The 221-nt window shown below is 51.6% G+C and carries 1 protein-coding gene; it reads left to right on the top strand.

Translation table 11 applies throughout. The features are described from left to right. The coding region (locus AC3A8L_RS19605) for an FHA domain-containing protein (protein ID WP_487963961.1) at positions 1-221 on the top strand (221 nt) is incomplete at both ends.

The following is a 221-nucleotide window of genomic DNA, read 5'->3' as shown; positions in this document are numbered from 1 at the left end:
TGCACCCTGTGCATTCCGGAAGCCTCTATTTCACGGCACCATGCAACCATCACCTACTCAGGCTTACAATTTCACATTGATTCTAGTCACGCCTCAAACGAGCTGTTTATTAATGGTGAACTACAATCGAGCAGCGCGATTTTAAGACACGGCGATAAAGTACAGCTCGGCCGTATCGACGCCCTTTTCCGCACCGACGTTAAGCGTGAAGCCCCCCCCCC

It is taken from the genome of Marinagarivorans sp. (assembly GCF_982758155.1).
Note: the sequence above shows the minus strand (reverse complement) of the source record. Positions and strands in the feature narration are given on the sequence as shown.